General features: G+C 37.8%; 11 protein-coding genes and 1 pseudogene. All 12 read right to left on the bottom strand.

Features of this window, described 5'->3' with window-relative positions; all coding sequences use genetic code 11:
• Positions 1–234, bottom strand: a pseudogene (locus T515_RS15485) (hypothetical protein); the annotation flags it as partial.
• Between the two features lie 166 nt (positions 235–400).
• Positions 401–544 (bottom strand): tyrosine-type recombinase/integrase, encoded by a 144-nt coding sequence (locus tag T515_RS18570; RefSeq protein ID WP_442950155.1) that lies wholly within the window; start codon positions 542–544, stop codon positions 401–403.
• Between the two features lie 32 nt (positions 545–576).
• On the bottom strand, positions 577–777 hold the full coding sequence (locus tag T515_RS15480; protein ID WP_036613182.1) for an alpha/beta fold hydrolase: 201 nt from the start codon (positions 775–777) through the stop codon (positions 577–579).
• On the bottom strand, positions 774–1043 hold the full coding sequence (locus T515_RS15475; RefSeq protein ID WP_036613179.1) for a hypothetical protein: 270 nt from the start codon (positions 1041–1043) through the stop codon (positions 774–776). The genes T515_RS15480 and T515_RS15475 overlap by 4 nt, the downstream gene beginning before the upstream one ends.
• Before the next feature lie 160 nt (positions 1044–1203).
• A complete protein-coding gene (locus T515_RS16920; protein WP_051671810.1) occupies positions 1204–3606 on the bottom strand; it encodes a helicase-related protein in 2403 nt (800 codons plus the stop codon).
• A 151-nt stretch (positions 3607–3757) separates the two neighbouring features.
• Entirely contained in the window at positions 3758–4075 is a 318-nt protein-coding gene (locus tag T515_RS15465; RefSeq protein WP_036613177.1) for a type II toxin-antitoxin system RelE/ParE family toxin, read from the bottom strand.
• A complete protein-coding gene (locus tag T515_RS15460; RefSeq protein ID WP_036613175.1) occupies positions 4065–4325 on the bottom strand; it encodes a type II toxin-antitoxin system prevent-host-death family antitoxin in 261 nt (86 codons plus the stop codon). Before T515_RS15460 ends, T515_RS15465 begins: the two co-directional genes overlap by 11 nt.
• Positions 4326–4390: 65 nt before the next feature.
• Positions 4391–4687 (bottom strand): hypothetical protein, encoded by a 297-nt coding sequence (locus T515_RS15455; RefSeq protein ID WP_036613172.1) that lies wholly within the window; start codon positions 4685–4687, stop codon positions 4391–4393.
• Entirely contained in the window at positions 4687–4971 is a 285-nt protein-coding gene (locus tag T515_RS15450; RefSeq protein ID WP_081832865.1) for a helix-turn-helix domain-containing protein, read from the bottom strand. The genes T515_RS15455 and T515_RS15450 overlap by 1 nt, the downstream gene beginning before the upstream one ends.
• Before the next feature lie 147 nt (positions 4972–5118).
• The gene (locus T515_RS15445) at positions 5119–6027 is read right to left on the bottom strand and encodes a ParB/RepB/Spo0J family partition protein (RefSeq protein WP_036613169.1); all 909 of its coding nucleotides are present in this window, start codon (positions 6025–6027) and stop codon (positions 5119–5121) included.
• Between the two features lie 27 nt (positions 6028–6054).
• Positions 6055–6315, bottom strand: a complete 261-nt coding sequence (locus T515_RS15440) for a DUF6462 family protein (protein ID WP_051671809.1) — start codon at positions 6313–6315, stop codon at positions 6055–6057.
• Positions 6316–6330: 15 nt separating this feature from the next.
• Positions 6331–6585, bottom strand: a complete 255-nt coding sequence (locus T515_RS15435; protein WP_036613166.1) for a DUF6462 family protein — start codon at positions 6583–6585, stop codon at positions 6331–6333.
• Positions 6586–7178 lie beyond the last annotated feature (593 nt).

Genomic DNA, 7178 nt, shown 5'->3' with positions numbered 1-7178 from the left:
CCATGTTCTGTCGGCAGTATCATGAGCGGTCATTTCTATAGGTTTGCCGGATGAATCTGTCCATGCAGATCCGTCCTCATAGTAGAAAACGAACTTAGCTCCACGCTCAAAAGCAATGGTGATATGAAGAGTCATTTCTTTTGGATCATCTTCATCTGGAAGAAACTCAACATTTGATACCTTCCAGGGATATTCAAGTTGAAGTGCCGCAGTGAACAGATCCTTATTATCCATGATACATCCTCCTTGTGTGGCTGGTTGATATATCAAGGATAGCAGAAACTTTTAAATTTAATCAATGAGCAATGGTGGGGTTACCCACTATAAATGACGAAAGGCCAATAATATTTTAACCTCAAAATAGCTCTCTGACTATTAACTCGCGGTTGATTTTCCTGAATCATAGTTCTTTAACCTTATCAAAAAATTCTTTCATCTGAAATTCCTCGCTAACATCTGTATATATATTCATAGTGGTTTCAATATCACTATGTCCCAGTAATTTTTGAGCTACTTTTATATTTACATTGCTTTCACATAGGATTCTTGCAAACGTATGACGAAGGACATGGGAAGTTATATCAGGAAGAATGATTTTATTCGTAGTTTCTGTAATACATCACTTCCATCAAATCCATCATAATTAACGCAGATAAGATGATATTTTCTCGCCAGCCTGTCCATTACATAGTAAAAGTTGGTCTGATAATCGCAGCATGTTCCCGGAAGCAGCATCAATGTTTTCCCGTCCATCTTCCCTGTTTCTTCAAACTTCACTTTTCACATTCTCCTATGTTTACTATCACACTATCCGGGTACTCTTTTACAATTCCTTTCAGCTGCCTGTCAAGCATGATCGTTCGTGCGATAACTCCCTCATGTGTCAGGAACTTATCATATTTTTTTGTATCAATATTTAAATGCCTGATAATATCTACTGCCTTTTGATCCCTGATGCGCGGATTCACTCTCAATGTCTCACTTGCCTTCACCGCAAGCGGTATCAGTGCTGTTGTCTGAACGTCACCTAATTGCAGTTCCATATTCTTCATCCTCCGAAATCATCCTTAATCAACTAATGAGCAATATTATTAAGTTAGTTATGCCTAACTCTGTTTATGATAGTACTCTTTTCACTGATTGTCCATAATTTCTCAGAATACATCCAGGTCCCAGCTCTTTATTTGTTTAAAATCATAATACTCAGAAAAATCTCTTACGGTAGCATCGGTCACATATGTTATGATACATTCCCCACTTTAACGGCCTACCGCAAATTGAACATGCCTTTCCGGCAAAAACCTGTTTGGAAAGTATGTCAGCTATCTTCTGTGAGGTCTCTGATTTCATCTGCATGAGAGTCTCCGAGTACTCTATGTGGGAAAATTTCTCGCAGTAATGATACATAAGATCGAGCCTTTTATACATTGATTCGAGTGTCGAAGTATCGTCTGATGCTGTTCGTTTTTTTATAAAATCGAGTTCGTTTTCGATATCAAAAACTTTATTTTCTACCTCCGCATGGAACATTTTTTGCCACACAGAAAGCAGATCTTCATCATTCTCTTCGAAAGGAATCATTATGAAACTATAAGTAAGTTTCTTTGAAGGGGACTTATCTTCAATCATCTCGCACAGAATAATTTTTGTCTCAATGTTGTTCTTTACATACCCTGTCTCTGTAGTGATACGGTTCCATTGTTTCATTATCTCAGACAGTTTTCCATCAACATTCAGTATCGATTCCGGAAAATTCACAACAGCGCTTTCAATCATTTTATTTGGGAATGTAAGACTATTTTGGATCAGTTTTCTTTCGGAAATAGAATTGACATAACCTTCATTATACACGCCATAACGTCCCGCTCTGCCGGCTATCTGCTTTACTTCCGGTGGGAAAAGAAGTCTTAAAGTGTTGCCATCGAACTTCTTCTGCTCCAGAAAAACGATCCTTTTTATCGGAAGGTTCATTCCCATTCCGATGGCATCTGTAGCTATAACGACATCATTTTCTTTAGAAGCGAATTTATTAGCCTGTTCATGCCGAACGTCATATGGGAGCGCTCCATATATTAAACTGCACTTTAATCCAGTGTCTTTCAGAGCTGATGCAGTGGCATAAACGCTCTTTCTCGAGAACACGATAAGCGCATCCCCAGGCCTAACATCTTCCGGAAAATAGAAGGGCACGGACTCCATTATGAGTGGAGTTTTCCTTTCAAAATGAACGATCTCGTAGCTGTCCCCACAGCTTTCGATCATTCTTTTTAACACATCTTCACCTTCCGGAGCCGTACAGACGTAGATATCATCAGCACATATTCCGAGGATGGCTGATGTCCAGGCTCCGCCTCTGTTCGGGTCTGAGACCATCTGGCACTCATCTATGACAGCTACATCATAATGTTTTGAGAAGTCCAGCATCTCAATAGTTGATGAAGTAATATAAGAATTTGGGACTTCGATTTTCTCTTCACCTGTAATAAGAGAGCATGGAATACCTGACATATTAAGGTTATCGAACTGCTCATAAGCAAGCAGTCTCAATGGCGCAAGGTATGCTCCAAGCTCTGCTTTTTTCAATTCCAGTATTGCATTATAAGTCTTTCCTGCATTTGTTGGAGCAGAATAAATGTGGAACGTTCTGTGAAGTTTTCTTGCATTTGGAAACAGATCAATGTAATTATCAGGAATATATGAAAGCACTGCGGAATGAAATGCTTCCCGTTCTCTCAGTATTCTTTTTATTGACCTGACCTGTTCTCCATAGTTCTCATTCTTCTCCATAAGGGAAAGAACTGATGAAAAATCGAACCTGTCCTGCATGCTTTTTGTCAATCTTTCTACAAGATTCTTAACGTTTTTATTGTCAGGAAATTTCTTTTTGTAGGCGCTGATATAGTAAGGGTTATCTGGATATATTTCAAGAAGCTTCTTTGTAAAAGCTTTCGCAACGTGACCTTTTGAACAGATTTCAAGCCTTGAACGAAGGAAAGTAGCAGATAATATAAAATGATCTTTCAGCTCATCAGGCTCAAGAATGCAATCTCCCCATATAAAAAACAGCATCCTCATTGAATCCAGATTGATAGTCTTGGCTATGTCTGGCCACTTCTCTTTCTCAGAAAAATACGATTCTATTATCTGCTCAGACTCTTCTTTAAGAGCCATGTACTCTTTGCTTTCGGCATTCAATGCTTTTGAAATATAACGCTGTGTCAGTTTTTCTATGCTGATTTCTTTATAAAATTCTTTAGCACAATTCTTCTCATGACGTGTGCGAAGGCTCACTGCTACCTGCACGAGCTGAGGAAAAGAATCAGTTCTGAGGAGCGCTTCCTCAAGAAAATCTTTATACTCATCATAAAAATAATCAAGATTCAGGTCGTTCTCAGGGACTGTTATCAGCGTATGATACTCTTCGTTCTTCTTTAATTCAGCCCGGAATATCCTTTTGTATTCTTCTGAATTTTCGTATTTTTCAATGAACTTTTTTGAGGGTATTCGATTCCCGAATTTACGAGACAAAAGATTCTTTTCGATAGTCTTTTCAATATTCTCAGCTTTTAAAACAGCCAGTCGTTTGATTATTTCGGTCTTATCCATTAATTGCTCCTTATGCATTAATTATATAAGATTTTGAGGGAATGGTAATCAAACAAATATAAGGTCGTGGGCGCTTGGTTTTTATCCAAGTTTCACGACCTTTTCCTAATATTCTTTGGATTCTTGTGTTACTCTATCTCCAATGGAGTATTCACTCCATTACTTTCGAAGCATAATCTTCTAAATCATGGAACAGTCCGACAACATACAGATCATCACCATCAATTCTAAATACCATTTTATAGTCCATGTCAGAAATATAGGCTTCCTTATATCCACGCTTCAAAAGATATGGATCCTTGGAATCTGGAAACTGGAACGGATTATCCTCCATGCGATCATATAGCACCGATATCCCATTCAACAAATGAGAAGCAGCCTGCTGATTTTTGAACTTTATGAGTAGATAATTGACTTTCTCATCAATCATCTCATCAGCCCTGTCCGTAATTATCAGATTATAAGCCATATTTCTCCCTTATTGCTGATAGAGCTTTTCTTGCATCCTTTGTTTTACCTTCTTTTATTTGCTGCTCGGAAAGCTCTATATCACTGTACATACTCCATTTCTTTTGCATAGACTCAAACAACTCAATGCTCATCATCACCATATCTCCGTATCCGTTCTTGGTAATATAAATCGGTTCCTCAGACTTATGGCATATTTCAGAAATATGCGATGTATCCTTTAAATCTTTGATAGGCATAATCAGTGGCATATAATCACCCTCCTTTTGTATGGGATAATAATACCATAATTATTCCATTTGGCCAATATACCAGTTTATTGTGATCCGCCGATCACTCTTTCCGCACCCCATAGTGTTAATGCCTGTGGAATTATTGCGAACAAAATTCCAGCAATTATACCCTGCCATCCCATCGTTGCTGGTCCCTTCATCCAAAAAGTGCAGATACCACAAAAAATTAAGAATGTCCCGAGCAACTCCGATGCATATGTAACTAAACCACCAACATAACAGAGCGCAAAAAGCAAAAGGGTAAGTGCTGCCTGAACCGGCAACAAAGCTACTTTGAGTATAAATCGTATAATCATTCCAATGCCATATAATACTACCATTATAAGTTCCCCCTTTCCTTCTCCCACATAACCTTGTAAGCGATCAAACGAAGTACATATTCCGGAGCCTGAGTATTGCCGAGTTCCCAATCCTGTAAAGTTCTATATGGAATCCCAAGGTATTCTGCAAACTCCTTCTTATTCATCCCTGTCTGGTTTCTTATATAAGCAGCAGCGCTGGCATACATTCTTTTCTTCCTACCAGCATCAACCTCCTCCAAATCGGTCTTCTCTACTAAAATTCCATCAGCAATGTTATCAAGTCTTAAATTGTAATCATCCATAATGCCCCCTTGTATACGGCTACCGTATATTTGCTTATAATCATTATATATACGGTAACCGTATATATCAATATGGAAATGACTTTTTTTATTGATATTTGTATCTGACATACAGGTGCCAGTCTGACCGGCTCAAAAACGAATATCTTACAATCCATGCTCTTCTTTCCATTTTGTGAGAAGTTCAATTATTATCTGCTCCCTCTTATTTGCTGAATAGTCAGCAGGAAAGAACTTGTTCAGTTTCTTTTCTGTAAACGATACTTTCTTTGACTTTGGCCTGGAAGCCATAGCCTCTTTCATAATTGTCATTACGGTATACGGTGTAAGGTTCTCCAGATTGGGCTGAGCCTTTAATGCATTTAACTGGGCAGGATGGATTTTCCCTTTTTCCTTGATATAAGTTAACAGGTATTCCTGTACCTCTTTATCAAACCCAGATATATCAACCCCATTAACTAATGACAGCTGTTTATTATCTACCATTTCAAGTAGCTCTGGGAGCAAGTATGTAAGCTTTATATATCGTTGAACACTCCTTCCAGTAAGACCACTTCCTTCACCAACTATCGTAGCTGTTTTTCTTTCTACGGGATTTAACTTGTCGACATTATGTCGACAAGCTCCCTGGTGCCTCATTGCATCCAGCTTCATCTTAAAAGAAAATGCTCTCTCACTTGGCAGAAGCTCTTCTCTTTGAAGATTTGCATCCACCATGATTATAGTAGATTCATCATCATTAAGATCCATTACGATTGCCGGTATTTTCTTTAGCTGAGCCCTTTTAGCTGCATGCATTCTTCTATGACCGGAAATCATCTCATAAGTTCCATCTCCATTTGGCCTTACAATAACCGGTGATAATACCCCCTGATTAATTATGCTATCAACAAGTTCATCCATACTTTGATCATCCAATACCTTAAAGGGATGATTCTTGAAAGGGTGAATTAAGCTTATCTCAATTTCCTCAGTTCTATTTTCCTTTGTAACCGGAACTCCCAGCAAATCATCAACACTTGTAAGAGTCATCTTTCCCTTAATCTTATTAGCCATTGTGGACCTCCTTTGTAAGTACCTTACTTATGACTTTGCACATAATTTGCCTCCTATTCTTGGAATCCTTTGCTTCTCTCTTAAATACTCATCAAATCTATTTCTGTTAATACGTGCCATCTTTCCTATCTTGTAAAAAGCTCCGGCTTCAACCGCTATTCTTGTAAGAGGTCTGACACTAAAGCCGTAATATTCGACCCCCATCGTTATCGTAATGAATTCATGTTGCAGAAAATCCAAATCTCTTTCATCCAGATCTCCAGAATATTTCCATGCTTGTCCTGTCATTTGAATCCCCACCTTTCATATTTTTACTTTTGGATTAGCAGGCTGTCTGAAGCGTTCCAAGTATTCATCAAGAATCTCTTTATTGATTCTTACGTTTACATCATTAAATCTGTAAACAGCACCGGCTGCTTCTGCTAAGTCTCGAATCTTCCTATGCGATATGCTATAGATTATTTCAGCTTGCTCATAAGATATAAACTTTCTTCTGAACATTCTGGCTTCTTCCTTTATTGCTGTTCTTCTTTCAATGTCGTAATACTGATCATTCATTTGTTTTTCCTCCGATAAAATAAGTTTGATTTACAGATGTCTTGAAACGCAAAAAGGGACCTCTCTCCTGAAATTTCTTTCAAGAAAGTGGTCCCTTTGGGTCCTGATTTCTAGGCTAATATTTTCTCTAACAACTTATAATCCTTTGTGATTCTTCGTGATTATCGGAAGAATTGTTGTCAATTTGTTGTAATTTCGTTCTGACAATGCCTCAAAAGCCGCATATTTACTGGGTTTTATCGATCTACATTCTTCAAAGTAGGAAAGGTAACAGGATATTTTTTTATTCCGGCTCATCACCGTACATAGAGAATCATATATATTTATCTACACATGGCTGACTTTTCCATCGAACCTCATTGAGCTTTATGAAACCAGTGTATCCATAGAGTATTCTTTGGTCATATATATGCTCTCTATAGTTTTATCCATCTTTGACCAAATACGTCCAAACTAATCCAATAAAGAAAATTTACAACATATTTTCTAACAGCACATCTCTATAATATACCTTGTTCTATTCTATTAAATATCGAGAGATTTGTCCATACATTTATTCGGGTTTATCTCCGATATGAAATCAGATTATTATC

The sequence above is a fragment of the Oribacterium sp. P6A1 genome (assembly GCF_000702885.1).
Lineage (GTDB): Bacteria > Bacillota > Clostridia > Lachnospirales > Lachnospiraceae > Oribacterium.
Note: the sequence above shows the minus strand (reverse complement) of the source record. Positions and strands in the feature narration are given on the sequence as shown.